We start from the raw sequence: 17451 nt of genomic DNA, 5'->3' as shown, positions 1-17451 counted from the left end.
TAGCCAGTTATAAAACAGAGGATAACCGCGCATGGTGCTTGGCAAACCGCAAACAGACCCGACTCTCGAATGGTTCTTGTCCCATTGCCACATTCATAAGTATCCATCGAAGAGCACACTGATTCACCAGGGTGAAAAAGCTGAGACGCTGTATTACATCGTCAAGGGTTCTGTGGCTGTTCTGATCAAAGATGAAGAGGGCAAGGAAATGATCCTCTCTTATCTGAATCAGGGCGATTTCATTGGCGAGTTAGGGCTGTTCGAAGAAGGCCAGGAACGTAGTGCCTGGGTTCGTGCTAAGAGTGCCTGTGAAGTGGCTGAAATTTCATATAAAAAATTCCGCCAACTGATTCAGGTTAACCCAGACATTCTGATGCGCCTGTCTTCACAGATGGCTCGCCGTCTGCAAGTGACGTCTGAGAAAGTCGGTAACCTGGCATTCCTGGACGTTACCGGTCGTATCGCGCAGACACTGCTGAACCTGGCTAAACAACCTGATGCAATGACCCACCCGGACGGTATGCAGATTAAAATTACCCGTCAGGAAATCGGTCAGATCGTGGGTTGCTCTCGCGAAACTGTTGGTCGTATCTTGAAAATGCTGGAAGATCAAAACCTGATCTCTGCTCACGGTAAAACGATCGTCGTATACGGCACTCGTTAATCTCCGTCTCAAAAAATGGCGTGTTGCTTCATTAACACGCCTTTTTTGTCTCTAAAATCTGAACCCTGCTTTAAATAGGCATCAAATAAGACATATGTGGCGAAGAGTTATCTACCATCCAGAGGTCAACTACGCACTGCGGCAAACGCTGGTGCTGTGTCTTCCCGTGGCGGTAGGTTTACTCTTCGGCAATCTCCAGATTGGCCTGCTTTTCTCGTTAGTCCCTGCTTGTTGCAACATTGCGGGTCTTGATACTCCGCACAGACGTTTCTTCAAACGCCTGATTGTTGGTGGCTGTCTGTTTGCTGCCAGCAGTTTGATCATGCAACTTTTGCTGCTTTACACCACCGTGCCGCTGCCGGTTATTCTGGTTGTGATGGCGCTATTGCTGGGCGTGACGGCCGAGATCAGTTCCTTACACGCTCGCCTGCTTCCCGCTTCACTAATTGCCGCCATCTTTACGCTGAGCATGGCGGGGAACATGCCTATCTGGAAGCCGATGCTGTTGTATGTCTGCGGCACGATTTGGTATGGCGTGTTTAACTGGTTTTGGTTCTGGATGTGGCGCGAGCAGCCGCTGCGCGAATCATTAAGCCTGCTTTATCGCCAACTTGCGGATTACTGCGAAGCCAAATATGGCATGCTGACCCAGCATACCGACCCTGAAAAAGCTCTGCCCCCGCTGCTGGCGCGTCAACAAAAAGCCGTTGATTTAATCACTATTTGCTACCAGCAATTACACATGCTGGCGGCGAATCAGCAAAACGGCTACAAGCGCTTACTGCGCGCGTTTCAGGTCGCTCTGGATTTACAAGAGCACATTTCCGTCAGTCTTCACCAACCCGCCGAAGTGCAAAAACTGGTGGAGAAAAGCCACGCTGAAGCCGTCATTCGTTGGAATGCTCAAACCATTGCGGCGCGTCTGCGCGTACTGGCAGACGACATTCTTTACCATCGTTTTCCACAGCGTTTTACGATGGAAAAACAGATTGAAGCGCTGGAGAAAATCGCCCGCCAGAATCCCGATAACCCGGTCGGGCAATTTTGCCATTACCACTTCAGCCGCATTGGCCGCGTGCTGCGTACTCAGCGCCCGCTGTATGTCCGAGATTTGATGGAAGACCGGCAGCGCCGTTTGCCTTTGTGGGCGGCGCTGAAAAGCTATTTGTCTTTGAAATCCGCAGCACTGCGTAACGCCGCAAGACTGGGAGTTATGCTCACCATCGCCAGCCTTTTGGGCGCGTTTTTACATCTGCCCAAACCCTACTGGATTTTAATGACGGTAATGTTTGTCACGCAAAACGGCTACGGCGCTACGCGTGTGCGTATTCTTCACCGTTCGGCGGGAACCATAGCTGGCCTCGCCATTGCGGGCATCGCGTTGCACTTCCACTTCCCGCAAGATATTGCGTTGGGCGCCATGTTACTGATTACGCTGGTCAGTTATTTGTTCATCCGCAAAAGTTACGGTTGGGCGACGATTGGCTTTACCGTCACAGCGGTTTACACCCTGCAACTGATCACGCTCAGCGCCGAGCAGTACATCGTCCCGCGTTTGATTGACACCCTTCTCGGCTGCCTGATCGCCTTTGGCGGAATGGTGTGGTTGTGGCCACAATGGCAAAGTGGTTTGCTACGCCAGAATGCTCATGACGCACTGGAAAGAGATCAGGACGCGATTCGCCTGATTCTCAGTGATGACCCGGAGCCGACGCCGCTTGCGTATTCGCGCATGAAGGTCAATCAGGCACACAATGCCCTGTTTAACTCACTGAACCAGGCGATGCAGGAACCGGGCTTTAACTCGCATTATCTGGCGGACATGAAACTGTGGGTGACGCACAGCCAGTTTATCGTCGAGCATATTAATGCCATGACGACCCTCGCCCGCGAGCACAACATGCTGACGCCGGATCTCGCCCAGCGTTATTTGCAGTCGTGCGAAATCGCGCTACAACGATGCCAGCAGCGGCTTCAATATGACGGGCCAGGGGAAACCAACGATGCGAATATTCTCGACCCGCTGGAAGGGCTTCCGAGCGGGCCGTTAAGTACTATGGAACAGCATTTACAGCGGATACTGGCGCACCTCAGCACGATGCACACCATTTCCTCGGTGGCATGGCGTCAGCGGCCACATCACGGTATCTGGCTGAACCGTTTGCGGCGGTCCAGCTAACGATTAGCCTTTAACGACTTTTGCGACCGCTTTCGCAAAGCGCGTCATACCGTCTTCAATATCGGCGTCTTCGACGATTAACGCGGGAGCAAAACGCATCACATCCGGCCCGGCGTTCAACACCATCACGCCTGCTTGCGCTGCGGCGTAAAGGAATTCGCGAGCGCGGCCTTTATATAGCGGTTTCAACTCGGCCCCAATCAACAAGCCCATGCCGCGAATGTCGCTGAATACGTCAAACTGCTCGTCGATTTGCTGCAAATGTTTGACGAAAAGCTGGCGCTTCGCTGCCACACCTTTCAGCACTTCCGGCGTATTAATCACATCAAACGCCGCGCCAGCAACCGCGCATGCCAGCGGGTTTCCGCCGTAAGTCGAACCGTGAGTGCCAACGTGGAACGCCGAAGCGATTTCTTGTGTTGTGAGCATCACGCTCACCGGGAAGCCGCCGCCGAGCGCTTTAGCACTGGTCAGAATGTCTGGCGTCACGCCGTAATGCATATACGCGAACAGCTCGCCGATGCGCCCCATTCCACACTGCACTTCATCAAACACCAACAAGGCTTTGTGTTCGTCGCACAGATCGCGCAAGCCTTGCAAAAATTCTGGAGTCGCCGCCGTTACGCCGCCCTCGCCCTGAATCGGCTCGACTACAATCGCGCAAGTGTGGTCATCCATCACGGCTTTTACCGCGTGCAGATCGTTAAATGGCACATGGATAATATCGGCGGGTTTCGGGCCAAAGCCATCGGAATACTTCGGCTGCCCACCAACAGAAACGGTAAACAGCGAACGGCCATGGAAAGCGTTATGGAAGGCAATAATTTTGGTTTTATACGGGCTATGGCGAGTAGAAGCGTAGTAACGCGCCAGTTTGAAAGCGGTTTCGTTGGCTTCGGTGCCGGAGTTCATAAACAGCACGCGTTCGGCAAAAGTGGCATCAATCAGCTTGCGACCAAGGCGTAACGCAGGTTCATTAGTGAAAACGTTGCTGGTATGCCACAGCGTTTCGCCCTGAGTTTTCAGCGCGTCGACTAACGCCGGATGGCAGTGGCCTAACGCGGTGACCGCAATCCCGCCCGCAAAATCAACATACTCTTTACCTTGTTGATCCCACACTCGGCTGCCTTTGCCTTTAACCGGGATAAACTCCGCCGGTGCATAAATCGGCAAAATCACTTCATCGAAAGTCGCTCGGGTAATTGCTGATTGTTCAGTTGCCATTAATTGCCATCCCATTTTTACGCAAGAACAGACATGAAAATATAATCATGAAATATGCATAAAAAATCATTATCTGGCAATAAAAAATCAACGATTAAGGAAATTGGCTAACAGCTGATGCCCCTGTTCGCTGAGAATACTTTCCGGGTGAAATTGCACTCCTTCCAGATCAATTTCGCGGTGACGGATACCCATAATTTCCTGCTGATCTGTCCATGCGGTCACTTCAAAGCAGTCAGGTAATGTCGCGGGATCGATAACCAGCGAGTGGTAACGTGTCACCGTCAGAGGATTATTCAGGCCGCTAAAAACGCCGGAATGATTATGCGAGATAGCCGAGGTTTTACCGTGCATCACTTTTTGCGCACGAACAATGGTCGCGCCGAATGCCTGTGCAATCGCCTGGTGCCCGAGGCAAACGCCAAGAATCGGTAACTGCCCGGCGAAGTGAGTAATCGCCGCAAGGGAAATGCCCGCTTCAGTGGGCGTGCAAGGGCCGGGAGAGATCACCAGCTTTTCTGGTGCCAACGCACTGATATCAGAAAGGGTCAGTTCATCGTTACGCTTTACAATCACTTCTGCACCCAGCTCGCAAAAGTACTGATAGAGGTTCCAGGTGAACGAGTCGTAATTGTCGATAAGCAGTAGCATCGCGGCTCCGGGGTAAATAAGAACCGCGCTATTCTATTCGCTTTCGCGCGCTTCACTCACCACTTTAGTGAAAATCTCGGTCAGCTGCGTCAAATCACCCAGCACGCCAGCCTGATTCGCCGCCTGCCATTCACCGGGATCGACATCGCTCCAGTCCAGAACATAACCTGCATGAATGGCAAGTTGCTCGAAGAACACACGTTGGGCGCGACCGCTGCCAACAAAGAACGGATGAAGGACGTTAATTTCACAATAGTAATGTGCCAGGCGGTTAACGAACTCGGTTTTGCCAAGCCCAACCAGATAATGCTCGTCTTCCAGTTCCTGCATCAGGTCGTTGCCTTCATTTTCGATGTACTCGAAATGGCAGAAACGTGTCTCCCCTTTGGAAATATCCACATCGCGCAGTTCGCCAGCCCAGTCGAAAACATCCTGAAAAAGCTGCTGATGGATGACACACAACCAGGGTAAACCGCGATGCAGCGGGCCAAGTTCGATTGTTTCTACATGCTGCGCGATAGTCTCGTCTTGTGCGTGAGGCTCAAGAATATCCAGCCGACTGCTGGCCTGAAATGAACGGCTGCGCAGTTGCTGCCAAAGGCGGGACTTTTGTTTGTCGGTCAGTTTCTTTGCCATGATGCCTCCCTAAATGACGACCCGGTGTTGCCACAAGTATAAGCAGCAATCGGTGGAAGTGCAGGAAGCGGGAGATTGCGCGAGTACGAGATACTCGCGCAGGAATTTTTTACGGCAGGACTTTCGCGGAAAGGATAACTACAGGTTTTGACGGAACATTTTGGTATGGGCCGACATCATGAGTCTGAACCTGGGAGATCTTATCCGCCACTTCCATCCCTTTCACAACTTTACCAAATACCGCATAACCGAAGTCGCGTTGGCCGTGATCCAGGAAGGCATTGTCTGCCACGTTCAGGAAGAACTGGCTGGTTGCGCTGTCTTTATCTGCGGTACGCGCCATAGAAATGGTGCCGCGCGTGTTACGCAAGCCGTTGTCGGCTTCGTTTTTGATTGGCGGGTTTGGCTGCTTCTGATTCATATCTTCAGTAAAGCCGCCGCCCTGAAGCATAAAGCCTGGGATCACACGATGGAAAATAGTGTTGTTGTAGAAGCCACTATTGACGTAATCCACAAAGTTTTTTACAGAAACCGGGGCTTTTTGACTGTTTAACTCAAGCTCAATTTCACCCGCTGAAGTCGTCAGCAGGACGTGTGGGTCACCTTTAGCAGCGAGTGCCGCAGGAGAGAGAGCGGAAAGAGCAAACACAGTTGCTACGGCCGCCAGAGTCGATTTGAGCATGAAGAATTCCTTACGAATGCGGTGAATGAGGCAAGTTGCTAGATTGTAAAGAGGTGCTCAACTCTACGCCAGCCATTTACGGTTTTTTACTTTCACACAAATCAATAAGTTAAGTGAATGAATTAATGAATCATGCCAATTTGTGTGATTCATATCACTTTAAATCCAATGTATTGCAGCCAATGATTCATAAAATGTATGAATGGGTCACATTTTTGTCTAAAATCCATCCTTCTCGAGTGCTGTCAAAGCACTTTACATTTCTATTCACAGGCTCGTCATGACTAACAGCAACCGCATTAAGCTCACATGGATCAGCTTCTTCTCCTACGCCCTCACTGGCGCGTTGGTAATTGTCACCGGGATGGTGATGGGCAATATCGCCGAATACTTCCACGTTCCCGTTTCCAGCATGAGTAATACCTTTACTTTCCTGAATGCGGGCATCCTGATTTCTATCTTCCTGAACGCCTGGTTAATGGAAATCGTCCCGCTCAAAACGCAGCTGCGCTTTGGTTTTATCTTGATGATTCTGGCGGTGGCCGGGCTAGTCTTTGGCGATAACCTGACTATTTTCTCCGTCGCAATGTTTGTGCTCGGCCTGGTCAGCGGTATCACCATGTCGATTGGTACGTTCCTGATTACCCACATGTATGAAGGCCGTCAGCGCGGTTCGCGCCTGCTGTTTACCGATTCCTTCTTCAGCATGGCGGGGATGATTTTCCCGATGGTGGCGGCGATTTTGCTGGCGCGCAGCATCAACTGGTATTGGGTTTACGTCTGCATCGGCCTGGTTTATGTCGCGATCTTTATTCTGACGCTCGGTTGTGACTTCCCGGCGCTGGGCAAACACGCACCGAAAACTGAAAAAGTCGCTGAGAAAGAAAAATGGGGCGTCGGCGTGCTGTTCCTGTCCGTTGCCGCGCTTTGCTACATCCTCGGTCAACTGGGCTTCATCTCCTGGGTGCCGGAATACGCAAAAAGTCTGGGCATGAACCTGAATGATGCCGGCCAGTTGGTCAGCGATTTCTGGATGTCTTATATGTTCGGGATGTGGGCGTTCAGCTTCATTCTGCGTTTCTTCGATCTGCAACGCATTCTGACCGTACTGGCAGCGGCCGCAACCGTGTTGATGTACCTGTTCAATAAGAGCGAACCGGCACATCTGGCGTGGTTTATTATGGCGCTCGGCTTCTTCTCCAGCGCGATTTACACCTCGGTTATTACGCTCGGTTCATTGCAGACCAAAATCGCTTCGCCAAAACTGGTTAACTTCGTACTGACCTGCGGCACCATCGGCACCATGTTGACCTTCGTGGTCACCGGCCCGATTGTGGCTCACAGCGGCCCACACGCGGCGCTGCAAACCGCCAATGCACTGTACGCCGTGGTGTTTATCATGTGCCTGATTCTGGGCCTGGTGAGCAAGCACCGTCAGCATAACGCGGCGGTAACGACGCACTAATCGCGTCGGATAACCCTACTGTACGACCAACGAAAAGCTAACGGCGGGTGTTTACCCGCCGTAATTTATCTCTTCTACTTCATCCAGCATCACCCAGGTTTGTGACAACTGCGTGGTCGCAATCACCTTCCCAGCGCGAATAGACCAACGCACCGGCACCTGACGGCGCACAGCATCAAAGCCGTTTTCCGCAGGAAGAATAATCAGGTTCGCCGCATTCCCCTCAGCAATACCGTAATCTTTCACGCCAAAAGTGCGCGCGCTGTTATCGGTAATCAGCTTCAAACCTTCATCAATTCGCTGATAACCCATCATCTGACACACATGCAGCCCCATATGCAGCACCTGCAACATATTGGCTGTTCCGAGCGGATACCACGGGTCAAACACATCGTCATGACCAAAACAGACGTTAACTCCCGCTTCGAGCAACTCTTTCACGCGAGTGACTCCCCGGCGTTTCGGGTAGTCGTCAAAACGCCCTTGCAGATGAATATTCACCAGCGGATTGGCGACAAAGTTAATGCCAGACATTTTCAACAAGCGGAATAAACGCGAGGTATAAGCACCATTATATGAGTGCATCGCAGTGGTGTGGCTGGCGGTAACACGTTCGCCAATGCCGTCGCGCAGCGCCAGCGCAGCCACCGTTTCGACAAAGCGCGATTGTTCATCATCGATTTCATCGCAGTGAATATCTAACGGGCGGTCATATTTCTGCGCCAGAGCAAAGGCTTTGTGCAGCGATTCCACGCCGTATTCCCGGGTAAACTCAAAATGCGGGATTCCCCCAACGACGTCTGCACCCAGGCGCAGCGCCTCTTCGAGCAAAGCTTCTCCATTGGGATAAGAGAGAATCCCCTCCTGCGGGAACGCCACGATCTGCACGTCAATCCACGGCGCGGCTTCATGCTTCACTTCCAGCATCGCTTTGAGCGCCGTCAACGTCGGGTCTGAAACATCAACGTGGGTACGCACATACTGAATGCCGTTGGCGATTTGCCATTTCAGAGTTTGCCAGGCGCGTTGTTTGACGTCTTCGTGCGTCAGCAGCGCTTTGCGCTCGGCCCAGCGTTCAATGCCTTCAAACAGCGTACCCGACTGATTCCAGTTAGGTTGCCCGGCAGTTTGCGTGGTATCGAGGTGAATATGTGGCTCAATAAATGGCGGGATCGCCAGCCCCCCTCGCCCGTCAAGCACCTGCTGGCTTTCGATCTGGGTTTCACTCGTCGGTTCAATGGTCTTGATGCGCCCATTTTCGATAGTTAATTGCCACAAACCTTCACGCCCGACGAGACGCACATTCTGAATTAACTCCAACGCCAACTTGCTCATACCCACTCCTTGTTGATTAACCCCTCCTATTTGATAGCACACCACGCAAAATGAGGACATTTATTGTCTTCCCGTGAATAGCTAAACAATTCCACAACTTAGAAAATCCCACTAAAATCAGTAATATACCTATTAAGAGGTATATAAAGGTGTATTTGATTTGTATCAATAATCGCCATTGCTGAATCGTTAAGGTAGGCAGTAATAGAAAAGAAATTGAGGCAATTATGAGCAAAGTCAAAATCGCAATCATCGGTAATGGCATGGTCGGCCATCGCTTTATCGAAGACTTACTTGATAAAGCCCAGCCAGGCCAATTCGATATCACCGTTTTTTGTGAAGAGCCACGCAAAGCCTACGACCGCGTGCATTTATCTTCCTATTTCTCCCATCATACCGCTGAAGAATTATCCCTGGTTCGTGACGGTTTCTACGAGAAACACGGTGTCAAAGTGCTGGTTGGCGAACGCGCCATCACCATTAACCGCCAGGAAAAAGTGATTCACTCGAATACGGGTCGTACCGTGTATTACGACAAACTGGTCATGGCGACCGGTTCTTATCCGTGGATCCCGCCGATTAAAGGCTCCGAAACCCAAGACTGTTTTGTCTATCGCACCATTGAAGATTTGAACGCTATCGAAGCCTGTGCCCGTCGCAGCAAGCGCGGCGCGGTGGTCGGTGGTGGTTTGCTCGGCCTTGAAGCCGCAGGCGCTCTGAAAAACCTCGGCGTCGAAACTCACGTTATTGAATTTGCGCCAATGCTGATGGCAGAGCAACTCGACCGCATGGGCGGCGAGCAACTGCGCAATAAAATCGAAAGCATGGGCGTGCGCGTTCATACCAGCAAAAACACCCTGGAAATCGTTCAGGAAGGGACGCAAGCGCGCAAAACCATGCGCTTTGCCGACGGCTCCGACCTGGAAGTAGACTTCATCGTCTTCTCCACCGGTATCCGCCCGCGCGACAAACTGGCAACCCAATGCGGCCTGGAAACCGGGCAACGCGGCGGCATCGCAGTGAACGACACCTGCCAGACTTCTGATCCAGATATCTACGCTATCGGCGAATGCGCAAGCTGGAACAACCGCACTTTCGGCCTGGTCGCCCCTGGCTACAAAATGGCGCAGGTTACTGCTGATCATTTGCTCGGCTCAGAAAATGCGTTTGAAGGCGCAGACATGAGCGCCAAACTGAAACTGCTCGGCGTGGATGTTGGCGGGATTGGTGATGCGCACGGTCGCACGCCAGAGTGCCGCAGCTATGTTTATCTCGACGAAAGCAAAGAAGTTTATAAACGCCTGATTGTTAGCGCGGACAACAAAACCCTGCTCGGCGCGGTTCTGGTGGGCGACACCAGCGATTACGGCAACCTGCTGCAACTGGTTCTGAATAATATCGAACTGCCAGAAAATCCGGACGCGCTGATTTTGCCTGCGCATGCCAGCTCCGGTAAGCCAGCGATTGGCGTCGACAAACTGCCAGACAGCGCGCAAATCTGTTCCTGCTTTGATGTCACCAAAGGGCATCTGGTTAAAGCCATCAACAACGGCTGCCACACTGTTGCCGCGCTGAAAGCCGAAACCAAAGCCGGTACTGGCTGCGGCGGCTGTATTCCGTTGATCACGCAAGTATTGAATGCCGAACTGAGCAAGCAAGGCATCGAAGTGAATCACAACCTGTGCGAACACTTCGCGTTTTCTCGCCAGGAGCTGTATCACCTGATTCGCGTTGAAGGGATTAAATCCTTCGACGAGTTGCTGGAAAAATACGGCAAAGGCTACGGCTGTGAAGTCTGTAAACCGACCGTCGGTTCCCTGCTGGCGTCTTGCTGGAACGACTACGTGCTGGCACCGAAGCACACCCCGCTTCAGGACACCAACGACAACTTCCTCGGCAACATCCAGAAAGACGGGACTTATTCTGTCATTCCACGTTCTGCCGGTGGCGAAATCACGCCGGAAGGCTTGATGGAAGTGGGCCGTATCGCTCGCGAATTTAATCTGTACACCAAAATTACCGGTTCCCAGCGTATCGGCCTGTTTGGCGCGCAGAAAGACGATTTGCCAGAAATCTGGCGTCAGCTGATTGAAGCCGGTTTTGAAACTGGTCACGCGTATGCGAAAGCGCTGCGTATGGCCAAAACCTGCGTCGGCAGCACCTGGTGTCGTTACGGCGTCGGCGACAGCGTCGGCTTCGGCGTAGAGCTGGAAAACCGTTACAAAGGCATTCGTACTCCACACAAAATGAAGTTCGGTGTCTCTGGCTGTACCCGTGAATGTGCGGAAGCACAGGGCAAAGACGTGGGGATTATCGCCACTGAAAAAGGCTGGAACTTATACGTATGCGGCAACGGCGGCATGAAACCTCGCCACGCCGATTTACTGGCCGCTGATTTAGACCGCGAAACGCTGATCAAATATCTCGACCGTTTCATGATGTTCTATATCCGCACCGCGGACAAACTGACCCGTACCGCGCCGTGGCTCGATAGCCTGGAAGGCGGAATCGAGTACCTGAAACAAGTCATCATCGAAGACAAACTGGGCCTGAACGATCAGCTTGAAGCCGAGCTGGAACGTCTGCGCGAGAAAGTGATTTGCGAGTGGACTGAAACGGTGAATACCCCGGAAGCTCAGGTTCGCTTCAAGCACTTCATCAACAGCCCGGTGCGCGACCCGAACGTGCAAATCGTGCCTGAACGTGAGCAACATCGCCCGGCGACACCTTACGAGCGTATCCCGGTCACCCTGGTCGAAGAAGTGGAGGAAAATGTATGAGCCAGTGGACTACCGTTTGCCAGTTAAACGACATCCTGCCTGCTACCGGTGTTTGTGCATTAGTCGGCGGTGAGCAAATCGCCATTTTCCGCCCGCGCAATGATGACCAGGTTTTCGCCATCAGCAACATTGACCCGTTCTTCGAAGCGAGCGTGTTGTCGCGCGGCCTGATTGCCGAGCACCAGAATGAACTTTGGGTTGCCAGCCCGTTGAAAAAGCAGCGTTTCAGACTGCGTGACGGACTGTGCATGGAAGATGAGAGCCGCTCGATTGCGCACTATGCGGCGCGCGTTCAGGACGGCCAGGTTCAGATTAAAGCATAAATATTGCCCTCACCCCGGCCCTCTCCCCCAGGAGAGGGAGAAAGTCAGAAGGCTTCTCCGGTCAATCCCCTCTCCCTCAGGGAGAGGGTTAGGGTGAGGGTTGTTTCACCAAATTCTTTTAAATTTTACTTTTCTTTCAATTTGTTGGGATAACAAAAATGTTCACCGATACCATTAATAAATGTGCGGCGAATGCCGCTCGCATTGCCCGATTGTCAAAAATCAACCCGCTGGGTTTCTGGATTAGCTCCGCCATGGCGGGCGCTTATGTCGGCCTCGGCATCATCCTGATTTTCACCCTCGGTAACCTGGTTGACCCGGCACTGCGCCCACTTGTTATGGGTGCAACGTTCGGTATCGCCCTGACGTTAGTCATCATCGCAGGCTCGGAACTATTCACCGGACACACTATGTTCCTGACGTTTGGTGTGAAAGCGGGCACTATTTCCCACGGTCAAATGTGGGGCATTTTGCCGCAAACCTGGCTGGGTAACCTGGTGGGTTCGGTGTTTGTTGCCCTGCTGTACAAATGGGGTGGCGGTAGCCTGCTGCCGTTAGATACCAGCCTGGTTCATACGGCTGCGCTCGCAAAAACTTCTGCTCCAGCTATGGTGCTGTTCTTCAAAGGCGCACTATGTAACTGGTTGGTTTGCCTTGCAATCTGGATGGCTGTGCGTACCGAAGGTGCGGCGAAATTCATCGCAATCTGGTGGTGTTTGCTGGCGTTTATCGCGTCCGGTTACGAGCACTCTATCGCCAACATGACGCTGTTTGCGCTGTCCTGGTTTGGTCATCATAGCGACGCGTACACCATGGCTGGCATTGGTCATAACCTGCTGTGGGTGACGCTGGGGAATACCCTTTCTGGTGTAGTATTCATGGGTCTGGGTTATTGGTATGCTACGCCGAAAGCCGAGCGTCCACAGCCTGAGCGAATCGCCACGCCGGAGACTGCACGTCATTAATTTTTGAGGATTAGCCGTGGATCACCTGCCTATATTTTGTCAATTGCAAGGTCGTGCCTGTTTACTTGTTGGTGGCGGCGACGTTGCAGAACGTAAAGCACGTTTGTTGATGGAGGCAGGTGCGCAAGTCACGGTAAATGCCCTGGACTTCTCCCCGCAATTTCTTGTGTGGGCGGAACAGGGCATGATTTCCCTGGTTAAGGGGGAATTTGACCCAACACTGCTTGATGTTTGTTGGCTGGCGATTGCCGCAACAGACAATGACGCCGTCAATCAGCAAGTCAGCGATGCCGCTGAATCCCGCCGTATTTTCTGTAACGTGGTCGATGCACCAAAGCAAGCCAGCTTCATCATGCCGTCGATTATCGACCGTTCGCCACTGATGGTGGCGGTTTCCTCCGGTGGAACCTCCCCCGTTCTGGCTCGTCTGCTGCGTGAAAAACTCGAATCAATTCTGCCGCTGCATCTGGGGAAAATCGCCTCTTATGCCGGAACGCTGCGTGGCCGTGTAAAAGCCAATTTCAAAACCATGGGCGAGCGTCGTCGCTTCTGGGAAAAGTTCTTTACCAACGACCGTCTGGCGCAGTATCTGGCGAATGAAGACCAGCAAGCCATCGACAAAGAAACCGAATCCATGTTCTCCACACCGCTGGATCACCGTGGCGAAGTGGTGCTGGTTGGTGCCGGGCCTGGCGATGCAGGTTTGTTGACGCTTAAAGGGCTGCAGCAAATCCAACAGGCCGATGTGGTGGTCTATGACCGCCTGGTTTCCGACGACATCATGAACCTGGTACGCCGTGATGCTGACCGTGTGTTTGTCGGCAAACGCGCCGGTTACCACTGTGTGCCGCAAGAAGAAATTAACCAGATTCTGCTGCGTGAAGCGCAAAGCGGTAAACGTGTGGTGCGCCTGAAAGGCGGCGATCCGTTTATCTTTGGCCGTGGTGGTGAAGAGTTAGAAACCCTGTGCGAAGGCGGCATTCCGTTCTCTGTCGTGCCGGGGATTACCGCAGCATCGGGTTGTTCCGCATATTCCGGCATTCCATTAACTCACCGCGATTACGCGCAAAGCGTGCGTTTAGTTACCGGCCACCTGAAAACCGGCGGCGAGCTGGACTGGGAAAACCTGGCGGCAGAAAAACAGACGCTGGTGTTTTATATGGGCCTGAATCAGGCTCCGGCCATTCAGGAAAAACTGATTGAGCATGGCATGTCAGCGGATATGTCCGTCGCACTGGTTGAAAACGGTACGGCGGTTAAACAGCGCGTTGTCAGCGGCGTGTTAAGTGAACTCGGTGAATTATCAACCCAGGTTCAAAGCCCGGCATTAATTATTGTCGGTAGAGTCGTCGCATTGCGTGACAAATTAAACTGGTTCTCGAATCACTAATAAGCAAGGTTAATTACGCTTATTTCCTGTCGGATTCCGGACTTAGCAATAATAAAGGCTTCTCATATACTGAGCAGCCTTTTTTATATGTCCAAAAAGTCCAATCCAATAATGATAGGGAATATCAATGATTAAGCTTGTGAAATTTACCGCATTGCTCGCCGTTATCTCTACTCTGACCGCATGTAGCGGCCACATTGAAAACAAAAGCAAAAACTGTGGTTATGATTATCTTCTTCACCCAGCAATTTCTATCTCAAGAATTATCGGCGGCTGTGGCCCTGCGGATGAATCAAAATAAACAAGCGACATTAAATATGTGACACCCTCTTTATGAGGGTGTTTTTTTATAGGCCTTCACAACTCTCACGCAATATTCTCAATACGGTTTCTTCACCACTACGATTTGGATTAATACGAATCATACGCTGTTCAAGCGTTGGGTCAGACTCACGGAAAGTACCGGATACCCGGTAAAAAAGCGGCGGGATTTCGTATTTTGACTCAGCACCCACCGGATAAGGCAATGCCCCAAGCTGTTGCGCTCTCGCCAGAACTATTTCCGCAATCGGTTGATGAAACTCCACTAACAAAACTTTCGACTGAGCATTGGCAATAAACGCCTGTTTAACCTGCGCGATATCTCCGGCATTGAGCTGTTCGACCAGGCTATCGTTGACCTGAGCCTGCACCGCATGCATCACCGGGGCGAACACTAATCCGCGCAACGCTTCCATGGCCTGGAAACCCTGCACCTGGCTGCCGCCTGAATACATACTGCGACGCACCGCATTCACCGCTTTTTCTTTCCCCACCACCACGCCAATTCCCGGCGGGCCGAAGAGTTTGAAGCACGAGAACGTCGAAAGCGTGGCGTCACATTCACAACCGATTTTGGCCACTTTCATCACCGCATAGTTATCGTCAGTCAGCGACGGTAAATCGAACTGATTAAAACAGGCAATAACCTCCTGTAAACCATATGAATCATCTATTTTCTGGCGGGTATGCTGAATAAGCGCGGCTTGTGGATGGTGCTCTGCAATCGCTTTTTTCACTTCATCAAGCTGGTTAAAATCGGCGCGAATAAGCTGCAAGCCCATTTGCTCAGCTATCACGGCGGTGGTCGGATATAGCGGCGCATCATGGATAAGCAGTTTCTCACCGGCTTTCAACAAAGCCGCTAAACCGCTGCGAATCGCGCCGGTTCCTGCGCCTTGCACCAGTGCCGCTGAGGGAGCGCCAAAGAAATCCGCCAGAACCGCTTCAACACGCTGAGTCATCTGCGGCTGATTCAGGCCAGGCACTAAACCCAAATCTCCGGCGCTAAGAAAATCGCTGCCGGGAAAATGGCGGCAAATAATATCCACCAGTTGGAACTGCTTACGCTGCGCCTGTTCCATCGTCAGGCTCTGCAAAGGCCAGGTTTTCACTTTGATTGACTCCGTGAGGCCTGCGCTGGCAGGCCAATAACGAAAAATCAGGCCGGAACAAACAGGCCGCAGTAATAGAGAATATTCAGCAAGATACCGGTAATCAGCACCGCGACGACTGGCGAAGCCATTTTCTGCACCGGGCGACCCAGCGATTCGTTGAGGAAGTAAATCGCCGCCGCAATGGTAAAGCCGGTGTAACCCGCCATTTTGATAGCCGCAAAAATAGAGCCGACCAGCAGCGCCATTTCCATCAACATATTCATGGCGTTACGAATGTTGTCCGACGCATTACGCACTGACGGATAACGCCCGAGCCATTTACCGATCGAGCGCAGCAACAGCACTTCTACGGAAATCACCACCGCGCCTACCGCAAACGCCAGTAACGGGTTAGAAATCAAATACCCGGCGGCGTAAACAAAGGTGAAACCCGCTACCGCATACACGCCCGTCGCCAGCGCCGTGGTGGCAATCAACGGCACAAAGCCCAGCCCGCGCATAAATTCGGCGAGCGCCGCCTGATGCATCAGCGTCTGCGACTCTTCAGGTGTGATGCCTGCGGAATATGCCTTCTCCAGCGTAAAGATCGACACTTCCGAACCGGCGAAGATCTTCATGCTCGCGACAACCGCAATCAAACCGCCAACAATAGCGATATACGGCAGGTGCTTGATAATGCGTGATGTTCGCTCCTCAAAGACCGACAACCCTCCGTCGTCCTGTTCTCGGGCATCGCGAGTGCGGTGATCTTGAGTAATCGCGATACCCAGCAGCATAATCATGCCGACGAAGATCTCGATGGATTCAGGATTGAGAAGCGGGAAGAAACGCACGATCAGTACGCGTGTCATCAACACCACAAAAGCCGCGAGCAGGCTGCTCTTCCAGCCAAACTGGTAGAAAATTGCCACCAGTGGGAACAGGGCAAACGCGGAAACCACCGGGGAACTTAACTCGCCAAGCGAACCGAGCACATCCACCGGAAGCGCCGTCAGTAAATGGTTTACCGGGATCAGGCAAGTCAGGATCAACACGCCCCACACCGCGCCCAAACCAAATGCCAGCAGGCTGTTAGCCGCTAATACGCCGAGAATATCCGTCGGCAAGAACAGCAACCATGCGTTGAGCAAACCGGTTTTGAGCGTGAAGGAAATCCCCACCGACGCCACAAAACCAATACTCAGACCGAAGGCGATACTCCCCGCCTCGCGGCGATTCATATTGCCTTCTATAAGCTGAGGCAAAATCGGGCGAATACCATCGTGGAACACCGCCGCTGACTTGTGCGCCAGCAGAGCCGTCATCCCGGTCAGGCAAGCTACAACCACTATTTGAATGTAGAAATCCATAGCGCGGCCTTTATTTTAAGTGGGCGATGAGCATCGGGATCGCATGTTCGATATGCTCAACCGACAGGCCAAAAGCGACTTTTCCATCCGCCACCATTTTGGCAACCTGCTCTTCTTTTGCCTTAATGCCAGGTTTGGCGATGGTGCAGCTTTTGTTGTAACCAATCACTGCGATGGCAATCGACAACGCCGCTCCTGCACCGGTATTACAGGCACCGATGTAATAATCGAGCTGGCCTGACTTCACTTTCATCGCCGCTTCCATATCGTTGTAAATAAACACTTCAAAGCAGTCAGGTGCGGACGTTTCGATAGTTTTTTTAATAAGTTCGCGCTGTAAGCCAGCAACACCGATCTTTTTCATGGGAAATC

The 17451-nt window shown here is 52.2% G+C and carries 16 protein-coding genes; 8 read left to right on the top strand and 8 right to left on the bottom strand.

Features of this window, described 5'->3' with window-relative positions:
• Nucleotides 1-31 precede the first annotated feature (31 nt).
• Both crp and D6029_RS15140 read left to right on the top strand, forming a co-directional pair.
• Nucleotides 32-664: a cAMP-activated global transcriptional regulator CRP gene (gene crp, locus D6029_RS15145; RefSeq protein ID WP_003852956.1), complete on the top strand. Its 633-nt coding sequence runs from the start codon at nt 32-34 to the stop codon at nt 662-664.
• A 94-nt stretch (nt 665-758) separates the two neighbouring features.
• Nucleotides 759-2843: a YccS/YhfK family putative transporter gene (locus tag D6029_RS15140; RefSeq protein WP_120065547.1), complete on the top strand. Its 2085-nt coding sequence runs from the start codon at nt 759-761 to the stop codon at nt 2841-2843.
• Between the two features lie 3 nt (nt 2844-2846).
• On the opposite strand, the gene argD is transcribed toward D6029_RS15140, so the two are convergent.
• The 4 genes from argD to ppiA form a co-directional block, all read right to left on the bottom strand.
• Nucleotides 2847-4067, bottom strand: coding sequence for a bifunctional acetylornithine/succinyldiaminopimelate transaminase (gene argD, locus D6029_RS15135; protein WP_120065546.1), 1221 nt, complete (start codon nt 4065-4067; stop codon nt 2847-2849).
• Between the two features lie 87 nt (nt 4068-4154).
• A complete protein-coding gene (gene pabA, locus D6029_RS15130; protein ID WP_120065545.1) occupies nt 4155-4718 on the bottom strand; it encodes an aminodeoxychorismate synthase component 2 in 564 nt (187 codons plus the stop codon).
• 33 nt (nt 4719-4751) lie between these two features.
• Nucleotides 4752-5354 carry a putative adenosine monophosphate-protein transferase Fic gene (locus D6029_RS15125; RefSeq protein ID WP_120065544.1) on the bottom strand — a complete coding sequence of 201 codons (603 nt, stop codon included), beginning with the start codon at nt 5352-5354 and terminating at the stop codon, nt 4752-4754.
• Nucleotides 5355-5463: 109 nt separating this feature from the next.
• Nucleotides 5464-6036, bottom strand: a complete 573-nt coding sequence (ppiA, locus tag D6029_RS15120; protein ID WP_120065543.1) for a peptidylprolyl isomerase A — start codon at nt 6034-6036, stop codon at nt 5464-5466.
• A gap of 280 nt (nt 6037-6316) precedes the next feature.
• Between ppiA and tsgA the strand changes: the two genes are divergently transcribed.
• Nucleotides 6317-7501 carry an MFS transporter TsgA gene (gene tsgA / locus D6029_RS15115; RefSeq protein WP_120065542.1) on the top strand — a complete coding sequence of 395 codons (1185 nt, stop codon included), beginning with the start codon at nt 6317-6319 and terminating at the stop codon, nt 7499-7501.
• Nucleotides 7502-7552: 51 nt separating this feature from the next.
• Here the strand turns inward: tsgA and D6029_RS15110 are convergent, their stop codons facing one another.
• Nucleotides 7553-8836: a cytosine deaminase gene (locus D6029_RS15110; protein ID WP_120065541.1), complete on the bottom strand. Its 1284-nt coding sequence runs from the start codon at nt 8834-8836 to the stop codon at nt 7553-7555.
• 227 nt (nt 8837-9063) lie between these two features.
• Here D6029_RS15110 and nirB point away from each other — a divergent pair, with 227 nt between their 5' ends.
• The 5 genes from nirB (at nt 9064) to D6029_RS15085 (ending at nt 14595) form a co-directional block, all read left to right on the top strand.
• Nucleotides 9064-11616: a nitrite reductase large subunit NirB gene (nirB, locus tag D6029_RS15105; protein WP_120065540.1), complete on the top strand. Its 2553-nt coding sequence runs from the start codon at nt 9064-9066 to the stop codon at nt 11614-11616.
• Nucleotides 11613-11939 (top strand): nitrite reductase small subunit NirD, encoded by a 327-nt coding sequence (nirD, locus tag D6029_RS15100; RefSeq protein ID WP_120065539.1) that lies wholly within the window; start codon nt 11613-11615, stop codon nt 11937-11939. The genes nirB and nirD overlap by 4 nt, the downstream gene beginning before the upstream one ends.
• 158 nt (nt 11940-12097) lie before the next feature.
• Nucleotides 12098-12904: a nitrite transporter NirC gene (gene nirC / locus D6029_RS15095; RefSeq protein WP_120065538.1), complete on the top strand. Its 807-nt coding sequence runs from the start codon at nt 12098-12100 to the stop codon at nt 12902-12904.
• 16 nt (nt 12905-12920) lie between these two features.
• Nucleotides 12921-14294 (top strand): siroheme synthase CysG, encoded by a 1374-nt coding sequence (gene cysG / locus D6029_RS15090; protein WP_120065537.1) that lies wholly within the window; start codon nt 12921-12923, stop codon nt 14292-14294.
• 127 nt (nt 14295-14421) lie between these two features.
• On the top strand, nt 14422-14595 hold the full coding sequence (locus D6029_RS15085; RefSeq protein WP_120065536.1) for a YhfL family protein: 174 nt from the start codon (nt 14422-14424) through the stop codon (nt 14593-14595).
• Nucleotides 14596-14641: 46 nt separating this feature from the next.
• On the opposite strand, the gene D6029_RS15080 is transcribed toward D6029_RS15085, so the two are convergent.
• The 3 genes from D6029_RS15080 to D6029_RS15070 are packed head-to-tail and all read right to left on the bottom strand — an operon-like array spanning nt 14642 to nt 17443.
• Entirely contained in the window at nt 14642-15727 is a 1086-nt protein-coding gene (locus D6029_RS15080) for an aminotransferase class V-fold PLP-dependent enzyme (protein ID WP_120065535.1), read from the bottom strand.
• 47 nt (nt 15728-15774) lie between these two features.
• Nucleotides 15775-17079, bottom strand: coding sequence for a YhfT family protein (locus tag D6029_RS15075; RefSeq protein ID WP_120065534.1), 1305 nt, complete (start codon nt 17077-17079; stop codon nt 15775-15777).
• 10 nt (nt 17080-17089) lie between these two features.
• A complete protein-coding gene (locus D6029_RS15070; protein ID WP_034499110.1) occupies nt 17090-17443 on the bottom strand; it encodes a DUF2620 domain-containing protein in 354 nt (117 codons plus the stop codon).
• Nucleotides 17444-17451 lie beyond the last annotated feature (8 nt).

It is taken from the genome of Buttiauxella izardii (assembly GCF_003601925.1).
In the GTDB taxonomy this organism is placed as follows: Bacteria; Pseudomonadota; Gammaproteobacteria; order Enterobacterales; family Enterobacteriaceae; genus Buttiauxella; species Buttiauxella izardii.
Note: the sequence above shows the minus strand (reverse complement) of the source record. Positions and strands in the feature narration are given on the sequence as shown.